This window comes from Aliamphritea ceti, from assembly GCF_024347215.1.
In the GTDB taxonomy this organism is placed as follows: domain Bacteria; phylum Pseudomonadota; class Gammaproteobacteria; order Pseudomonadales; family Balneatricaceae; genus Amphritea; species Amphritea ceti.
Window position 1 is genome coordinate 992,725 of sequence record NZ_AP025282.1, and the last position, 16,172, is coordinate 1,008,896.

Genomic DNA, 16,172 nt, shown 5'->3' on the forward strand with positions numbered 1-16,172 from the left:
TTATGGGACAACGATTGGCCGGGTTACGCGCCTGGGTGGTCGAGATTTGCGCTGCATCAGATATTGATCTGGCGTCTGACTGGCAATGTGAACCGGTATCGGGTGATGCCAGCTTTCGCCGTTATTTTCGACTAATCAGTGGCACAGAAAGCTGGATCCTGATGGATGCACCTCCTGAAAAAGAGGCTAGTCTGCCTTTTGTTAAAATCGCCGACAGTTGGTATAGCCAGGGCATAAAAGTCCCGCAAGTGGTTGCTGCTGACTTATCGCTTGGATATATGTTGCTCAGTGATCTGGGTGATGAGCAGTATCTGCAGCAGTTAAATGATACCTCAGCTGATGATTTATATACCCGTGCTCTGGATGAATTATTATTGATTCAGTCCGCGACTGATGTTGCCGGATTCCCTTTGCCTGAATATGACGCGGCATTATTGCAGCGCGAAATGGAATTGTTCCATGATTGGTTCCTGGAAGATTTATTAGGCATCACACTCACGCCGGGTGTTGAGCATTTGTGGAAAGATGTTTGCACACTTTTAATTAGTAGTGCCCATTCCCAGCCTCAAGTGGCAGTACATCGCGATTATCACAGCCGAAATCTGATGCTGTGCGGTGACTCACTGGGAGTTATTGACTTCCAGGATGCAGTTATTGGTCCGGTTACCTATGATTTAGTGTCGTTATTACGAGACTGTTATATCGCCTGGCCAGATCTGAATGTATACGGTTGGGTTGACCAGTATGCGGCTCAGTTAGAGACAGCGGGTGTGCTGAAGAGTTTTGATCGAACCGAGTTTTATTATTGGTTTGATCTGATGGGTGTGCAGCGTCACTTAAAAGCCAGCGGTATTTTCGCGCGTCTTAAATTACGTGATGGTAAGGATGGTTATCTGGCGGATATTCCTCGCACACTGAATTACATTATTCGTGTATGTTCGCGTTATCAGGACTTACTGACTTTTGCTGCCTGGCTGACCGATGTCGTTGTGCCTGCGATGTATGAGTCTGAGCATTTTGACGCAGCTCTGTTAGATAAATGGTTTAAATAATGCGGGCGATGATTCTGGCAGCAGGTTTGGGAACCAGGATGCGGCCACTTACCCTGACAACGCCAAAGCCGTTAATTAAGGTAGCGGGTAAAGCGCTTGTTGAATATCACATCGAACGGTTAGTGAAAGGTGGTATCACTGAGTTAGTCATTAACCATGCATGGTTGGGTGAGCAGCTTGAAGCAACGTTAGGTGATGGTGAACCTTATGGTGCTGAAATAGTCTATTCGCCGGAATCAGATGCCTTAGAAACCGGTGGGGGTATTTTTAAAGCGTTGCCACTTGTTTCACCTGCCGGAGAGGATTTTGCGGTTATTAATGGTGATGTGTTTTGCGATTATCCAACCGAAAGTCTGCAAGTTGCGCAGTCAGCGTTACTTAAATCCGGTTCATTGGCTCATCTGGTGATGGTGGATAATCCTGAACATAACCCAGGCGGGGACTTTGCTCTGACAGGTGGTCGTATTGTCGAGGCAGAAAGTGACCGGTTAACTTTTAGTGGTATCAGTGTGTTATCGCCACAGCTGTTTGCTCAATGCCAGCCCGGCAAGTTTGCACTGGCTCCGTTGCTTCGTGAGGCAATGAGTCAGAGGCTGGTTAGTGGTGAACATTATACCGGTTATTGGCGGGATATAGGCACCATTGAGCGGTTGCAGGCTGTTGAAAATGATTTGTTAAGCCACTCATGATGGTATAAGTAGCGATAGGGTGCTGTGTTGTTGATATTCCGGTACTTTGAGCTTTTTGATTTTTGTTTATTTTAGGATCTGTCTAATGGCATTTGATGCACAGCGTTCTGGTGAAAGTATCGGACAAGTAATTCGTAACAACAGTACTGCTCTTGTGATTGGCGGATTGATTGGTCTGATGTCTGGCGGGCTGTTTGGCTTACTGTTAGGTGGCGCGATAGGTATTGCAATTTCAAAAGGCCTGAAAAGTGTGCTGGGTAAGGCTCTGAATCCACAAGATGCTTTTTTTAAAGCGACTTTTTCTGTAATGGGTAAGCTTGCAAAAGCAGATGGAAGGGTTAGTCAGGAAGAAATTCAGTATGCCCGCGATGTTATGGGGCGAATGGGACTGAGTAGCGAACGCCAGAAACAGGCAATTGAGCTATTTACCCAAGGTAAAGAAGAGCATTTCGAAATTGCCGATGTATTGCGACCATTAAGCGCGCTGATTCGTTACCGGATCCCATTAAAACTTATGTTTGTAGAGATTCAGCTTCAGGCGGCAATGGCTGATGGACAAGTGAGTGAAGCTGAGCTGGCAATTATTCGTGAAGTTTGCAGTTTGCTACATATGTCGCAGGCTGAAATGGCTGCGCTGATGGCCAGAATGCAGTCACAATTCTCCTATCAGCAGCATAGTTATCAGTCTCATCAGTTTAACTCCGTTTCCGAGGCTACACTGCTAAAAGAGGCATATGGTGTTTTGGGTGTTGAGGAGAGTGTGAGTGATGCGGAGCTGAAGAAAGCTTATCGTCGACTGATGAGTCAGCACCATCCTGATAAGCTGGTGGCTAAAGGGCTACCTGAGGAAATGATGCAGCTGGCTAAGGAAAAAACTCAGGAAATTCAGTCAGCCTATGATCGTATCAGACAGTCACGTAAAAACTGAGTTAGCTGCCGGGCATGAGCTGCATTGCTTCCTTCGCTTCTGTCCGGCCTCTGGCTGTTCTGGCAAAATCAGCATCAATGACATGTGTTTTTAGTATGCCTCTGACTTTCTTAGCCAGCCACTGTTGTTCACGTTTACTGTCATCAGGGCGCTGATTAATTTTAATTTGCTGGTAGTCAGGCAGTTTATTGCGGCGACTGATACGCAAACGTTGCTTCGCCATCGTTTTACTTAGCTCGCTGTCTTCAAAGTAAAGATCCAGAACCGTTTCTGAATCGAGCAATGCAATTAATTCGTTTAACCGCGGAGCTTCCGGGTCGGCGGGTTGGCGCGGATCAATCATTAGCAGGCGAATATTCTGATCATCCTGAGCCTGGGAAATATATGCCGCAGCCCAGGCCGCTCCGGTACCTACGCCAATTATGATCTGGCGGTTCTGCTCTCTTTCACTGAGTACTGTGCTCGCAGCTGAGGTGATTCTGGAAAGTTTATCGATATAAGGCTCTTCTGCTTCTGGTTTTTCTTCAGCCATAGTCTCACTCATGGCATCGTCCTGCATAGCTTCAGTAGCCATTGATTCGCCTGATGTGGCGGTAGAGTCAGCCCCAGAATCTGTATTACTGGTTGTATCTGCCGGTGACTTCGCCTGCATATCTCTGGTGGGTATTGGAAATGGATTCGGGTCGGGTAAAGCAACAGACAGAGTAGCCCAGCCCTGATCGCTTAAATATATGCGTAATGGTCGGATGATGTCTGGCCAGTCGGGTGTAGACATACTGCCTGGAAACAGCATTATGCCGCCGTAGGATTCAGCGCTTCCGCTTGGCATGTATAGACTTAACTGAGTTTCTTTATTTGTTTCCAGCCAGATAACTTCTGTATCCGGTGACTGCGATTTAGCCAGAGCGGCGGCGCGTTGTGCTGCAGGGTTGGGAATACTGCGGGGTAGTTTTGTTGTTTCGGTCATACCATCTGCCGGCTGCATCATGCCGGAAGTCTCCTCCATATTAACCGTGTCACCCTGGTTTTTATCCTCAGCAGCTGAAGATAAAGTAAACAGGGCGCAGCCGGAAAAGAAGAGTGCGTATGTCAGAAGCTTAAGCTTCGCTGGCAGGAGCCAGTTTCTGTAACTATCAGTTGTCTGCAAGGGATGCTTTCGTATTGTGTTTAGATGTTCCGACAGTACAATAGGCGCCATTATTATTTCAAGAGTTGCTATTGCCATGGCCGATTTTAAGATTGCTCCTTCTATATTATCAGCAGATTTTGCCCGTTTGGGAGAAGAAGTTGAAAATGTACTCGCTGCGGGTGCAGATTATGTACATTTTGATGTGATGGACAATCACTATGTGCCAAACCTGACGATTGGGCCAATGGTGTGTAAGGCGTTACGTGATTACGGTATTCAGGCGCCGATTGATGTGCATCTGATGGTTCGTCCGGTAGATCGCTTAATTGGCGACTTTATTGATGCCGGCGCGAGTATCATTACTTTCCATCCGGAAGGTTCTGACCACATTGACCGTTCACTGCAGATGATCCGTGACGGTGGTTGCAAGTCTGGTCTGGTATTTAACCCGGCAACCCCACTGCACTATCTTGATCATGTGATGGATAAGGTGGATATGATCCTGCTGATGTCGGTTAACCCGGGCTTTGGCGGTCAGAAATTTATCCCTGCAACGCTGGATAAGCTGCGTCAGGTTCGTGAACGTATTGATGCCAGTGGTTATGACATCCGTCTGGAAGTGGACGGTGGTGTAGGCATCGGTAATATCCGTGAAATCGCAGCGGCTGGTGCGGATACCTTTGTTGCCGGTTCAGCTATTTTTAATACCGATGATTATCAGGCAACGATTACTAAAATGCGTGAAGAGCTAGCGCAGGCGTAAGGCGGTGATGAAATCCCTGTTTGCCGGACAGCTACCGGCGCTGGTGCTATTTGATTTTGATGGCACGCTGATGGACTGTCTGCCAGACCTGGCAGCAGGGATTGATCGGATGCTGGCAGATCTTGGGCGGCCACCCGCCGGTGAAGAAAAAGTCAGTCACTGGGTTGGTAATGGCGCGGTGATACTGGTTCGCCGAGCACTGCTAGACAGGTATGATATAAGCGGTACTGAGCCTGATATCGTATCTGAACAGGCACTGGCACTGTTTCTCAGCCATTATGGCGAGGTGAGTGGTCAGCAGAGCCGTTTGTACCCGGGTGTGGATATCTGTCTTGAAAGGCTTGCTGCACTAAATATTCCGATGGCTCTGGTGACTAATAAACCATTGCCGTTTACAGAGCATCTGTTGCAACAGTTCGACTTGAGTAAGTATTTTCAGCTGGTGCTTGGTGGTGATTGCCTGCCGGAAAAGAAACCTCATCCTTTACCTTTGTTGCACGCGATGCAGACCTTTGATGTGCAGCCGTCACAAACGCTAATGGTCGGTGACTCCTCGAACGATATACTGGCGGCGAAGGCTGCAGGCTGCCCTGTCGTGGCGGTCAGTTATGGTTTTAATCATGGTGAGTCAGTGGCAAAGCAGCAGCCGGATCTTATTCTCGACACTCTGGCTGACTTGTCAGACTAACTTTTTAAACTGGCTATTCTTTCGAAGTCTTCTCTGGCCTGTACGGCTTACCCGAATATTCTATCTGTCTCTTCTCGGAGCTTATTGTATGCAGTTTAGCGCGATACCTACCAATGTGATTACCGGTTTTCTTGGCGTGGGGAAAACCACTGCGATTCAGCATTTGTTGGCTAATAAGCCTGAAAATGAGCGCTGGGCGGTATTGGTTAACGAGTTCGGTGAAGTAGGTATTGATGCCAGCATGATGGGGGAAGACTCAGAAAGCGGTATTTATATGCGGGAAGTGCCTGGTGGCTGTATGTGCTGTACAGCAGGTTTGCCAATGCAAATGGCATTGAATCAGCTGATTCAGCGGGCGAAACCGGACCGTTTACTTATCGAACCGACGGGGCTAGGTCATCCTCAGGAAGTGCTTGCCAGCCTGCGCAGTGCTGAGTACAGCGAAGTGATTCAGTTACAGGCGACTATAACACTGGTAGATGCCCGTAAACTGTCTGATCCTGAATATGTAACCGATGATACCTATCAGCAGCAGATTCAGGTTGCAGATTGTATCGTCGCTCATAAAGCTGATCTTTATAACGCAGATGAGCTTCAGCAGTTAGAACGCTATCTGGAGCAACAACAGATTACTGACCGGCCTGTGTATTCAGTAGCTCATGGCCAGTTACAGCTGCAATGGCTTGATGAAGCCTGTCAGTGGCAGGCAGAGCCTGTGACAGAAACGCATCATTCACATGGTCATAGTGATGTTTTTGCAGCTGCGCCGGATATGCCGGAACAGGGGTATTTGCGTAAAGATAATAAAGGCGATGGATATTTCAGCAGTGGCTGGGTTTTTCAGCCGGACTTCGAATTTGATTTTGTTGCCCTTGAGTCTATTTTAATGGGCATTGACGCTGAAAGGGTGAAGGGCGTCTTCATCACCGATGAAGGTGTTTTTGCCTTTAACATCGTGGATGGTCTGATGAGCAGCACAGCACTGGATGAGGTTTACGACAGCCGGATAGAAGTCATTGGCCGTAATCCTGCTGCATGGCAAACACTGGAAACTGATTTACTGGCCGCCAGTGAGAGGCTTTAGTACTGAACAGGATTTCTGTGCATAAATCCTGAATATTGCTCAGTCTGTTACCGACCATGAAATATCCATTTCACTCAGGGCGCTCAGGTATTCCTCCAGGCTGATCAGTCCGGTGCAGGGCTGAGCACCTCGCTGCGATACCTGATTAGCAATCAGCTTACGGGTCAGTAATATTGCGGGCATACAGGGAATGTATGGGCCATCGCCAGACCGTGCAGTCAGTTCAAAGCATATTTCTTTATCATTACCATAATGATCTGTACCACTCATCAGCATATGAAAGCCACTGTTAGCCGTTCCCAGCCAATCAAACAGGAAAGACAAACGTAATAGCGTTGCAGCTGAACTGCTCAGGTCTTTGATTAGCCCGGTTCTTACACCCCAGGAAAGCAGCCACAGACTTATATGAATGAGAGGGATTTCAAGACCGGCATAAAAACGCATATTTTTCAGGCCAGGGTAACGGGTTGGAAATATTGCCAAATCAGGAATGTCGCAGTTGCCCAATAAACGCCAGCCTAACTGGGGGTATTTTCTGGCACTGAGTCCTTGCCAGCCGTAAATGGTGTCTGTTTTTCCTGCGGTAAGTGTTTCGACAGGCTTGCCGGTATAACCCAGAATTGATGCAGTAGTAGCCAGTCCTCTGGTCGTTTTCTGGGCAGTAGTTATGCCGTAGTCGAGACTCTCAAGATGGCCAAATTCTGGTAAGTATTTATCTACAATTGCGGATGTCAGTCCGGGTACAGAGCTGGCGCCGCTGACGATAAGTACATTGTTGTCCTGAGCTGTTTTATTCAGCGTTGTGATGTTGCTGACAAATTCCCGCCCATCGGCCAGATCGATGTAATGAGCTCCATACTCAATACAAGCCTGAGCGACGCCGTAGCCCTGTCTCTGGAACGGTCCGGATGTGTGAATGACAATATCAGGCTGAAGATGTCGTAAGTGCTCTGTCAAAGGTTTGCGGATGTCTAACTGATACCCTTGAGCTATCGGGCTGATCTGCAGTTCTGCAGCCAGTGTATCTGCCTTTTCCTTTGAGCGGCCGGCAATTGTCAGTTGGATATCTGTTTCTCTGGCAAGGGTCTGGCTGATGAAACGGCCGAAGTTACCGTAACCACCGATGATCAGTACATGTTTCATGGGTTGAGTATTTCCTCTGTTCAGGTTGTATCCGGTAGTTTGTTTATGGTGAATTCACCATCGTACTGATAAAGCTTTCCCCACCAGGGATGGGTGATATACATACGCATGGCAAAACGGTTGTCGTCCAACGCCCACTCTTCCGCATGACCTTTGCCTATCAGCCAGGTAATGGGTAAAGAAATTCTGATCTTGCCCAAACAAACCATGTAACCCTGATGGTTCAGTTTTATTTTCTGATTTTCCCACGTATAGCTTAACAACCAACCAATATGACGGGACATTCTCTCAATAACGAGATTATCTTTTATAGGTTCCATCGCTGACGTGAACCGGTAGCAGGCTCGGTTTTTAAATTTGAAGGTGCGCTCAAAACGGAAATGGTTGTTATATGGAGAACTGTGAAAGTCGACGGTAATGGGGACATTGGTTTCACAGTGAGGCGGAATACTTTTTAACCACCAAAATATACGTGCACAGCGTTTTAGTGGCCATGCACACCAGACATTAATGGTGCCGGTTACCTGTGTATGATCATCAGTATAGGGTCTGTTCAGGTAATGCTTGTGCATAACCGTCGGAAGCTCGTGCCAGTGCGGAGCAAAAATGCTGCTAAAAACAGGTTGCTTGTTATCAGTATTCATACGGGTTTGAGTACCATCAGAAAAAAGATTACCAGAATGCTGATAAATGCAGGGACCCCCAGTGCTATCCACCAGTGAAATAGTGTTTGGTAATGGGATGGCAGAGGACTGTGGGTGGTATTAGCAACAATCAGTAGCTGTTTCAGTTGTATCTGAATCCAGACCACTGGTAGCCAGCAAAGACCGATCAGTAAATACAGCAGATAACTTATAACTAACCATTTCGAATCCCAGCGGTAGCCAGCCAGAAAAATCAGCCAGATACCGGACAGGGGCTGGAAAACAGCTGCGGGAAGTGTAAAGAGGTAATCCGCCAGTACAGTATTGCGGGCGACAAACAGTTTTCCCTGAGAGTCTTTACAGAAATAACTGCGGAACATGAAAAAGGCAATACCTGCGCCGGTACCAAATAATACAGCGGCACTGAGGATATGCAGCGTTTTCACGGTGAGGTAAAGAGACATCGTATAACTGATCCTTCAGTTAAAGTCTTAGTGATCACTCTAGCAGATTACTGAAGCATATAAATGATATGACACAGACTCTGTAAAACGTAAGGTGATGTTGTGAAGTGTATTCCAGAGATGTTCAGGTGTTTAATCTAATTTTGAACAGTATTCGGGAAAATAGCCTGAAACGTCTGTTTAAGAGGCTTTCGGCGTGTTTTTCGTTGTCGCAAAGCGTCACCTTTTTGCCTTTTTGCGGCACGGCATTATTGCTTTGAGCTCTAATCTTCTATGAGCCTAGCAGTCTTATCCGTGTTGCTCTGAATAGGGTCCTTCGCAGGCGCTCCAATGTCTAATAGCGGCGAAGCGTCTAGGCTCTCGGCGTCCATCATACTGGCGATACGCTGCAGTGAAGACAAAATCTGAGTCTGTTCCCAGCTCTCAAGGCTCTCTAATCGGTCTATAAACGCCTCGTGTAGCAAGGGTGGCGCTGTTCCCAATACTTGGTTACCTTGTTCGGTAAGACGTGCGTTAACGATACGTCTGTCACTGGCGCTGCGGACCCGTTCCACCAGTTGTCGATCTTCAAGCCGGTTGAGGATTGTTGTAACGGTCGCCTGGCTGAGGGAAACGTCAACGGAAAGGCGTCTGACGGTGACATCGCCAAGATTTTTGATGGCCCTTAAAACCATTACCTGAGGAATTGTCAGACCACAGCTTTTTGAGACACGTTTAGACTGCAAATCAGTTGCACGGATAATCCGGCGTAATGCAATCAGAATTTCTTGCCAGCGTGTTGATTCATTCATTATTAATTTCAATTAGTTAGTAAGGATGACATAAAGTAATGGACTCATTATATGACAAAACGAATAAAGGTTTGAACTCTAAATATTAGAGTTGTAAGATGAATTTCAGGCAAATATAAAACAATAACATTAGCCCGATTTTTGGGACGGAGATATCATGAAAACACTGTTAGCAGCTGTACCATTGGTAATTGCAAGTTCACTGACACATGCGGCCGACTGCGGCACAGTTACAATCGCAGAAATGAACTGGGCTTCAGCGGAATTTGCCGCTAACCTGGATAAAATTATTCTTGAAGAAGGTTATGGATGTAGCGTTGAGTTAATCCCAGGATCAACTGTAACCTCCTTTGCTTCCATGGAATCCAAAGGCCAGCCGGACATTGCTCCTGAATTGTGGGCAAACGCATTCTTTGACCGTATCGATGCAGCTGTAGAGAAAGGTGATATTGTTCGTGGTCCTCGTCTGATTACCGATGCTGCTGAAGGCTGGTTTATTTCTAAGGCTATTGCTGATGCTCATCCAGAAATCAAGACTGTTCAGGATGTACTGGATAATCCTCAGTTATTCCCAAGTAAAGAAGATCCAAATGTAGGTCAGTTTATGACTTGTCCTGCTGGTTGGGCGTGTCAGATTGCGTCTAACAACCTGGCTAAGCCGTCTGCATATGACTTTGGCAAGCATAACTTCACTGTAGTTGACCCAGGTTCAGCTGCGGGTCTGGATGGCTCAATTGCTAAGTCTTATGACCGTGAAGAAGCTTGGTTTGGTTATTACTGGCAGCCAACAGTGCCAATTACCAAGTATGAGCTGAAGAAGCTGGACTTTGGTGTTGAGTTTGATAAAAAGCACTGGGATGAGTGTCTGGTTAACGAAACCTGCGCTGAACCACAGAAATCTGATTACACACCTTCTGATGTAATGACAGTTGTTGTCTCTAAGTTTGCTAATGCTCACCCAGAAGAAATGAAGTATCTGAATACCCGTTCTTATGATTCAAACATGGCGGGTCAGGTAATCGTTTATATGGATGATAACCAGGCAAATGGTGAAGACGGTGCATATTTCTTCCTGAAAAACTTCGAAGATGTATGGACTCAATGGGTACCTGCAGACGTAGCTGAAAAAGTTAAAGCTTCACTGTAATACCGCGCGACTGAGTTACATATAATAAGAATCGTAGGCAGGGCCACAGTGGATAACCTTTTAAATATCCACTGTACCTTCGGTACCCTGCCTTCCTGATAAGGAGCAAAAAATGAGCTGGTCTGACTTCCCGAGTATGTCGAGGGGCGATTTGCGCAGCATGCGCAAAGCTATCGACGATAGCTTCCGTGAGTTCACCCAGGCTTACGGTGAATCTCTTGAGGCCTTTTTCGATCCCCTATTAACTTTACTTGTCTGGAGCGAAAAAGTTCTTCTCAATTCTCCATGGCCTCTGGTCATTATCGCGATAGCTGGTCTGGCTTATTTAGGTAGCCGCAGCTGGAAGCTGGTAGTAGGCGTCATTGTTGCTTTCAGTGTTATCGGTTATCTAGGTATGTGGGAAGATACGATGAGTACGCTGAGTATCATCACCGTATGTACTGTCACTGCGATAGCTGTCGGTATTCCTCTGGGTATTCTTATGGCGCGCTCTAATAAAGTGCAAGCTATTGTGACCCCTATACTCGATATCATGCAGACTATGCCAAGCTTCGTATATCTGATTCCGGTCGTAATGTTGCTGGGTATCGGTAAAGTGCCAGGCCTGATTGCGGTAATCATTTATGCATTGCCACCAATCGTACGTCTGACCAACCTGGGTATTCGTCACGTAGACCCGGATGTTGTCGAGGCGGCTAACGCTTACGGTTGTACCTCTTGGCAGAAGCTGAAAAATGTTCAGATTCCACTGGCCTTGCCATCTATTTTTGCCGGTGTGAACCAAACCATCATGATGGCACTGTCTATGGTTGTAATCGCTTCCATGATCGGTGTTAAAGGTTTAGGTCAGCCTGTACTGAAGGCTATCACAAACCAGTATTTCTCTATGGGCTTATTGAATGGTCTTGCGATCGTAGCCATAGCTATTATTTTTGACCGGGTTTCGCAGCAATACGGTTTACGTATTCAGAAACATCGCGAAGGAGGTCACGGTGTCTGATAAAGAAGTTAAAATTCGTATTGAAGGGCTGTCGAAAATATTCGGCTCAAACCCTAAGTCGGTTGTACCTTTAGTACAACAAGGTATCAGCAAGCCAGACCTGTTATCACAGCATAAACATGTACTGGGTCTGGATAACATTAATATGGACCTGCATGATCATTCTATAGAAGTGATCATGGGATTGTCTGGCTCAGGTAAGTCGACGCTGATTCGTCACATTAACCGTCTTATCGATCCGACAGTTGGTAACATCATTATTGACGGCGAAAACGTCTGCGAAATGAATGAAAGCCAACTGCGTGAATTCCGTCAGACAAAAACGGCAATGGTATTCCAGAAGTTTGCTTTGTTGCCGCACCGTACAGTTATTGAAAATGTTAAATTTGGTTTGCAGATGCAGAAGAAAGACTCTGCATTTATTACTGAAAAGTCACATTACTGGCTGGAACGTGTTGGTCTGAAAGGTTTTGAAAAGCATTATCCGGCACAGTTGTCCGGCGGTATGCAGCAGCGTGTTGGTCTGGCACGAGCGCTGGCTTGTGATGCTGATATTCTGATGATGGATGAAGCATTCTCTGCACTGGATCCACTGATTCGTTCTGATATGCAGGATATTCTGCTTGAACTGCAAGTCGAGCTGAAGAAGACAATCGTCTTCATCACCCATGACTTGGACGAAGCGTTGAAGATCGGTGACCGGATTGCCATTCTGAATGATGGTCGTCTGGTTCAGCAGGGGCCTGCTCAGGACATTCTGATGAACCCTGCTGATGACTATGTGGAACGTTTCGTTGCTGACGTAAACCGTACCCGCGTATTGTTGGCTAAGTCGATCATGTCTGCTCAGGTGCCTTCTGATATTAATCACAGTGATACGGTGGTTGTTGGACAGGATGATACTGTTCAGGAAGTATTGCATCAGATGTTGACCGAAGATGCGCTGCAAGTAGTAGTTGCGGATGAAGACGGACAGCATGTTGGCAGTATCGATACTGATACGCTTGCTGAAGCTGTAAGTCATCAGGCTGATGAAGAAAAAGTTACCAGCTAACTGGCTGTAACAGATAAAAAGGCTGCCCCTGGGGCGGCCTTTTTTATGTGTGGAAATAACAGATTAATTGCTTTCGAGCATTATCGGCTTACTGCTGGTGGCAAGTTTGTCGGCTAACCATTGTTGCAATAATTCAGTGTTACGGTTAGTTATTCGGGAAGGTTCGCAGAGTAAGACATATCCGTAACCGTTCAGACCATGCTCGAAAGGGCTGACTAACAAACCGTTGTCCAGCTCGTTGCGCATTAGTTCATCGGCTAACATCCAGCCCTGACCATCAATCGCTGCCTGTACCCTTACATTCGCATCACTTAAAGTGCGGCGGGGATTAGTTAGGCTATCGTCCTCTTCACCATACCATTCACTCCAGAAGTCCTGAGTACGATCTTCGCATAACAGCGTTATATCACTCCATGGTGGTTGCAGCATTGCCTCGCGTGGCAGTTTTACCTGTGCGTTATAACCGAGCTTTTCTAATAGTGCGGGGCTGCAAACCGGGAACATCGGCATTGCTGCTTGCATGATTCTGTCAGGTGCAGAGCCTTTTTTATTGGGGCTCCAGCGTAGTGCCATATCGACATCTGGCAGTTTGAAGTCGGCTGAATTTACCGTGTGCTGGAGAACGATAGATACATCAGGATAGCGCTCATTAAAACCAGCAATATTCGCTGATAACCAGCGAACCGCAACATAAGTGGTAACGGCAACAGTAACCTGGCTGTTGTGATTACTGTTCAGAGATTCAAAGCTTTGCCGTAATTCGGTGAAAACCAGTTGAGTACTTTTTAGTAAACTCTGGCCAGCTTCTGTCAGATACACCTGACGGGTAGCTCGGCGAAACAGGGGGCAGTTCAGATGATCCTCTAATTTACGAATCTGATAGCTGACTGCTCCTTTGGTCAGACATAACTCATCAGCAGCCAAGCTGAAGCTAAGATGCCGGGCAGCGGCTTCAAATACCTTTAATGCATCCAGTGGCGGTAAGTCGTGTTTCATAAAATCGCGTCTTAACGGTTTAATTAAATTGAACCATATAACAAATTTTTCGGTTTGTCAGTGATCACTTTCTTAGCGAATATCAGGGTAAGAAAAATAAACAAACCATCTGCAGAATTGAAATGAAATCTTCGGCTCAGCAGATACTTTAAGAATAAGAAGGATTTGTTGTATGAGTGAAGAAATTAAAAGCCACGCCAAAGTTGTTGTCATTGGTGGTGGCATTGCTGGTTGTTCAACGTTGTACCATCTGACCCAGGAAGGCTGGACAGATGTAGTACTGGTGGAGCGTGATGAGCTTACCTCCGGTTCAACTTGGCATGCTGCAGCACAGGTCACCCAGTTTGGTGGTAACCAGACTATGATTGGTCTGAAGCGTCACAGTATAGATCTTTACCGGAAATTAGCTGCAGATCCTGAACATCCGATTTCTTACCATATCACTGGTGGCATGCGCACCGCTTATACCCAGGACCAGATTGATACCTATAAACATTACGTTGGTATGGCTAAAAGCATGGGCGTAGAAATGGAATTCATTGACGCTGCTGAAGCGGGTCGTCGTCATCCGTTAATTAAAACTGACGGCTTGTTAGGCGCCTGGTGGGATCCGCTGGATGGCGATATTGATCCGGCTGGTTTGACGTTTGCGCTGGCGCGTAAAGCCCGTGAAGCCGGTGCCAAGGTATACCGCTTTAACCCGGTTGAAGATATTACCCGTAAGCCGAATGGCGAATTCATTGTCCATACTGCCAAAGGTGATATTACCTGCGAGATGGTAGTGAATGCTACCGGTTACCGGGTGAATGAGGTGGGCCGTATGCTGGGGGTTGAGCATCCGGTAACGTCTATGGAGCATATGTACTTTCTGACTGACACTATTCCTGAGCTTGAAGTAATGGATAAGCGGGTGCCTATTATTCGTGACCCGGGCGATGATTTTTATTCCCGTCAGGAAAAGAACGGTTTGTTAGTCGGAGTGTATGAGCAAGGCTGTAAAACCTTTGGTATGCGTGGCATTGATCCGCACTTCACGCAGGCACTTTGCCCGTCTGATCTGGATCGCTGTCTGGATAATATGGAGCGAATCTTCGAGCGGATGCCATGCCTGACCGAAACCGGCATTCATACCGTTGTGAACGGGCCGATCACTTATACGATCGACGGTATGCCGCTGATTGGGCCAGTACCAGGCGTGCCAAATGCGTTTTGTGCGATTGGTTTGCGGGCCGGGATTGGTGAAGGTGGTGGCCACGGTAAGATTCTGGCTGAACTGATGGTACACGGTGAAAGTGAATGGGATGCCTGGTGCTTAGATCCACGGCGCTTTACCCAGTACGCTAATACCGAACATACCTGTATTAAAGCGATTGAAGACTACCAGAACGAATTCCATTATCACCTGCCGCACGAGCATCGTCCGGGAGCCCGTCTGGCACGGACCACACCGTTATATCCGGTGCTGGATACAAAGAATGCTGCCTGGGGTGTCGTCAATGGCTGGGAACGAGCACTGTTCTTCAAGCCAGATGCTGATTTTGTAGACGAGCATGGCTATCGCTTTACACCGACTCAAAAGGTTGTAGCTCAGGAAATCGCTAATGTGCGAGAGAATGTTGGCCTGATGGAAGTCTCCGGTTTTAACCGTTATGAGATCAAAGGTGAGGGTGCAACCGCATTCCTGGACCGTATGGTTTGCGGCAATTTGCCGAAAAAAGTCGGCAAAGTTGGCCTGTGTTATCTGCTGAATGAAAAAGGTCATGTACTGGCTGAAGCTACCATTGCCAAACTTGATGAAGAGCATTACTGGTACGGTTCTGCAGCAGCGGCTGAATGGCATGACCGGGACTGGCTGAATGCCTATAAACCAGACACTGTCAGCCTGACAGAAATGACTAGCAGCCATACCATATTGGTGGTGGCAGGACCTAAGTCCCGTGAGTTACTGCAATCTCTGTCGCCACGTTGTGACTGGTCAAAAGAAGCAATGCCATGGATGAGTGTTCAGGAGAAAACGCTGGGTCACGCTAAGATGATGGCCATGAGTGTGAGCTTCTCGGGTGAGCTGGCGTACGAACTACATATTCCGAATGAACAGCTGTATCTTGCCTGGAAATTGATTACTGAAGCGGGCGATCCGTTTGGTCTGGGCTTGTTTGGTTTGTATGCCACAGAGTCAATGCGTCTTGAGAAAGGCTATCGTCACTGGAAAGCCGACCTGATCTATGAACGCAATCCGCTGGAGTCCTGTCTTGACCGTTTCGTCAATCTCAATAAGCCAGATTTTGTAGGCAAAACAGCGTTACTGGAAGAGCAGGCAAGAGGCCCGAAAAAGCTGTTTGTCAGTCTTGAAGTGGATAGTGAAATTGCACCGGCACACTCTGGTGATTCTATCTACTGCGGTGATAAATTGATCGGTTCAGTGACGTCTGGTGGCTATGGACACCGTGTAGAAAAGAACCTTGCCTATGCTTTTGTTGATCCTGAATTTGTGGAGATAGGTACTGAACTGAGTATTGATCTGCTGGGTGAAATGCGCCCGGTTAAAGTCATAGAACCCGGTCAGTATGATCCGGAAAATGCTTTAGTGCGGGGGTAAT

Annotated in this window: 16 protein-coding genes; 10 read left to right on the plus strand and 6 right to left on the minus strand. The window is 47.0% G+C overall.

All coding sequences use genetic code 11. The features are described 5' to 3' along the window. Window positions 1–2: 2 nt before the first annotated feature. The 3 genes from OCU49_RS04500 to djlA all read left to right on the plus strand — a co-directional run bounded on the left by OCU49_RS04500 (window position 3) and on the right by djlA (window position 2,669). A complete protein-coding gene (locus OCU49_RS04500; RefSeq protein WP_261843788.1) occupies window positions 3–1,052 on the plus strand; it encodes an aminoglycoside phosphotransferase family protein in 1,050 nt (349 codons plus the stop codon). Further along, window positions 1,052–1,741: an N-acetylmuramate alpha-1-phosphate uridylyltransferase MurU gene (gene murU / locus OCU49_RS04505; RefSeq protein WP_261843789.1), complete on the plus strand. Its 690-nt coding sequence runs from the start codon at window positions 1,052–1,054 to the stop codon at window positions 1,739–1,741. The genes OCU49_RS04500 and murU overlap by 1 nt, the downstream gene beginning before the upstream one ends. Window positions 1,742–1,826: 85 nt before the next feature. Next, complete coding sequence (gene djlA, locus OCU49_RS04510) at window positions 1,827–2,669, plus strand: co-chaperone DjlA (protein ID WP_261843790.1); 843 nt, start codon at window positions 1,827–1,829, stop codon at window positions 2,667–2,669. 1 nt (window position 2,670) lies between these two features. Here djlA and OCU49_RS04515 read toward each other — a convergent pair whose 3' ends face one another. Beyond that, window positions 2,671–3,894: a DUF3530 family protein gene (locus tag OCU49_RS04515; protein WP_336605366.1), complete on the minus strand. Its 1,224-nt coding sequence runs from the start codon at window positions 3,892–3,894 to the stop codon at window positions 2,671–2,673. On the opposite strand from OCU49_RS04515, the gene rpe reads away from it, so the two are divergent. From rpe to OCU49_RS04530, 3 genes are all read left to right on the plus strand, one after another. Further along, window positions 3,893–4,561, plus strand: a complete 669-nt coding sequence (gene rpe / locus OCU49_RS04520; protein WP_261843791.1) for a ribulose-phosphate 3-epimerase — start codon at window positions 3,893–3,895, stop codon at window positions 4,559–4,561. The two genes, OCU49_RS04515 and rpe, sit on opposite strands and share 2 nt — an antisense overlap. A 7-nt stretch (window positions 4,562–4,568) precedes the next feature. After that, window positions 4,569–5,249, plus strand: coding sequence for a phosphoglycolate phosphatase (locus OCU49_RS04525; protein WP_261843792.1), 681 nt, complete (start codon window positions 4,569–4,571; stop codon window positions 5,247–5,249). 88 nt (window positions 5,250–5,337) lie between these two features. Continuing rightward, window positions 5,338–6,333 carry a CobW family GTP-binding protein gene (locus OCU49_RS04530; protein WP_261843793.1) on the plus strand — a complete coding sequence of 332 codons (996 nt, stop codon included), beginning with the start codon at window positions 5,338–5,340 and terminating at the stop codon, window positions 6,331–6,333. Window positions 6,334–6,372: 39 nt separating this feature from the next. On the opposite strand, the gene OCU49_RS04535 is transcribed toward OCU49_RS04530, so the two are convergent. From OCU49_RS04535 to OCU49_RS04550, 4 genes are all read right to left on the minus strand, one after another. Beyond that, complete coding sequence (locus OCU49_RS04535) at window positions 6,373–7,476, minus strand: saccharopine dehydrogenase family protein (protein WP_261843794.1); 1,104 nt, start codon at window positions 7,474–7,476, stop codon at window positions 6,373–6,375. Window positions 7,477–7,496: 20 nt separating this feature from the next. After that, on the minus strand, window positions 7,497–8,120 hold the full coding sequence (locus OCU49_RS04540; RefSeq protein WP_261843795.1) for a DUF4166 domain-containing protein: 624 nt from the start codon (window positions 8,118–8,120) through the stop codon (window positions 7,497–7,499). Continuing rightward, window positions 8,117–8,584, minus strand: coding sequence for a DUF2269 family protein (locus OCU49_RS04545; protein ID WP_261843796.1), 468 nt, complete (start codon window positions 8,582–8,584; stop codon window positions 8,117–8,119). The genes OCU49_RS04540 and OCU49_RS04545 overlap by 4 nt, the downstream gene beginning before the upstream one ends. 263 nt (window positions 8,585–8,847) lie before the next feature. After that, on the minus strand, window positions 8,848–9,375 hold the full coding sequence (locus tag OCU49_RS04550; RefSeq protein ID WP_261843797.1) for a MarR family winged helix-turn-helix transcriptional regulator: 528 nt from the start codon (window positions 9,373–9,375) through the stop codon (window positions 8,848–8,850). Between the two features lie 157 nt (window positions 9,376–9,532). Between OCU49_RS04550 and OCU49_RS04555 the strand changes: the two genes are divergently transcribed. The 3 genes from OCU49_RS04555 (at window position 9,533) to OCU49_RS04565 (ending at window position 12,576) form a co-directional block, all read left to right on the plus strand. Next, window positions 9,533–10,522, plus strand: a complete 990-nt coding sequence (locus tag OCU49_RS04555; RefSeq protein WP_261843798.1) for a glycine betaine ABC transporter substrate-binding protein — start codon at window positions 9,533–9,535, stop codon at window positions 10,520–10,522. Window positions 10,523–10,634: 112 nt separating this feature from the next. Next, on the plus strand, window positions 10,635–11,522 hold the full coding sequence (locus tag OCU49_RS04560; RefSeq protein ID WP_261843799.1) for an ABC transporter permease: 888 nt from the start codon (window positions 10,635–10,637) through the stop codon (window positions 11,520–11,522). Further along, window positions 11,515–12,576, plus strand: a complete 1,062-nt coding sequence (locus OCU49_RS04565) for a quaternary amine ABC transporter ATP-binding protein (protein ID WP_261843800.1) — start codon at window positions 11,515–11,517, stop codon at window positions 12,574–12,576. The genes OCU49_RS04560 and OCU49_RS04565 overlap by 8 nt, the downstream gene beginning before the upstream one ends. 63 nt (window positions 12,577–12,639) lie before the next feature. Here OCU49_RS04565 and OCU49_RS04570 read toward each other — a convergent pair whose 3' ends face one another. Beyond that, window positions 12,640–13,572: a LysR family transcriptional regulator gene (locus tag OCU49_RS04570; protein ID WP_261843801.1), complete on the minus strand. Its 933-nt coding sequence runs from the start codon at window positions 13,570–13,572 to the stop codon at window positions 12,640–12,642. A gap of 172 nt (window positions 13,573–13,744) precedes the next feature. On the opposite strand from OCU49_RS04570, the gene OCU49_RS04575 reads away from it, so the two are divergent. Beyond that, window positions 13,745–16,171: an FAD-dependent oxidoreductase gene (locus OCU49_RS04575; RefSeq protein ID WP_261843802.1), complete on the plus strand. Its 2,427-nt coding sequence runs from the start codon at window positions 13,745–13,747 to the stop codon at window positions 16,169–16,171. Window position 16,172 lies beyond the last annotated feature (1 nt).

Excerpts from the sequence above, each read along its gene's own strand:
- OCU49_RS04500 (WP_261843788.1), top strand. The coding sequence starts at position 3 with ATGGGACAACGATTGGCCGGGTTACGCGCCTGGGTGGTCGAGATTTGC.
- murU (WP_261843789.1), top strand. The coding sequence starts at position 1,052 with ATGCGGGCGATGATTCTGGCAGCAGGTTTGGGAACCAGGATGCGGCCA.
- djlA (WP_261843790.1), top strand. The coding sequence starts at position 1,827 with ATGGCATTTGATGCACAGCGTTCTGGTGAAAGTATCGGACAAGTAATT.
- rpe (WP_261843791.1), top strand. The coding sequence starts at position 3,893 with ATGGCCGATTTTAAGATTGCTCCTTCTATATTATCAGCAGATTTTGCC.
- OCU49_RS04515 (WP_336605366.1), bottom strand. The coding sequence starts at position 3,894 with ATGGCAATAGCAACTCTTGAAATAATAATGGCGCCTATTGTACTGTCG.
- OCU49_RS04525 (WP_261843792.1), top strand. The coding sequence starts at position 4,569 with ATGAAATCCCTGTTTGCCGGACAGCTACCGGCGCTGGTGCTATTTGAT.
- OCU49_RS04530 (WP_261843793.1), top strand. The coding sequence starts at position 5,338 with ATGCAGTTTAGCGCGATACCTACCAATGTGATTACCGGTTTTCTTGGC.
- OCU49_RS04535 (WP_261843794.1), bottom strand. The coding sequence starts at position 7,476 with ATGAAACATGTACTGATCATCGGTGGTTACGGTAACTTCGGCCGTTTC.
- OCU49_RS04540 (WP_261843795.1), bottom strand. The coding sequence starts at position 8,120 with ATGAATACTGATAACAAGCAACCTGTTTTTAGCAGCATTTTTGCTCCG.
- OCU49_RS04545 (WP_261843796.1), bottom strand. The coding sequence starts at position 8,584 with ATGTCTCTTTACCTCACCGTGAAAACGCTGCATATCCTCAGTGCCGCT.
- OCU49_RS04550 (WP_261843797.1), bottom strand. The coding sequence starts at position 9,375 with ATGAATGAATCAACACGCTGGCAAGAAATTCTGATTGCATTACGCCGG.
- OCU49_RS04555 (WP_261843798.1), top strand. The coding sequence starts at position 9,533 with ATGAAAACACTGTTAGCAGCTGTACCATTGGTAATTGCAAGTTCACTG.
- OCU49_RS04560 (WP_261843799.1), top strand. The coding sequence starts at position 10,635 with ATGAGCTGGTCTGACTTCCCGAGTATGTCGAGGGGCGATTTGCGCAGC.
- OCU49_RS04570 (WP_261843801.1), bottom strand. The coding sequence starts at position 13,572 with ATGAAACACGACTTACCGCCACTGGATGCATTAAAGGTATTTGAAGCC.
- OCU49_RS04575 (WP_261843802.1), top strand. The coding sequence starts at position 13,745 with ATGAGTGAAGAAATTAAAAGCCACGCCAAAGTTGTTGTCATTGGTGGT.